The following is a 241-nucleotide window of genomic DNA, read 5'->3' as shown; positions in this document are numbered from 1 at the left end:
TGACCTTGGCGGTATCGACCTTGCCGCTGTCCACCAGCTTCTGCCAGACCGAGGCGTTCAGCACGCCGGCGTCGACCTTGCCGGCCTGGACCCAGGCTACGGTGGCGTCGTGGGCGCCGGAGTAGGCGACGCGGGAGAAGAACTGCTCGGGGACGATGCCGTCCTTCTGCATGAAGTAGCGCGGCATCAGGCTGCCCGAGGTGGAGGAGACCGAGCCGAAGGCGAAGGTCTTGCCCTTCAG

At 66.8% G+C, this 241-nt stretch carries 1 protein-coding gene; it reads right to left on the bottom strand.

Features of this window, described 5'->3' with window-relative positions:
* Positions 1-241 (bottom strand): PhnD/SsuA/transferrin family substrate-binding protein (locus tag HMPREF0072_RS11500; protein WP_004830629.1); only part of this gene is annotated, 241 nt, incomplete at both ends.

Source organism: Anaerococcus lactolyticus ATCC 51172 (assembly GCF_000156575.1).
GTDB lineage: Bacteria > Bacillota > Clostridia > Tissierellales > Peptoniphilaceae > Anaerococcus > Anaerococcus lactolyticus.
The sequence above is the reverse complement of the archived record's forward strand: the minus strand, read 5'-3'. Positions and strand labels throughout refer to the sequence as shown.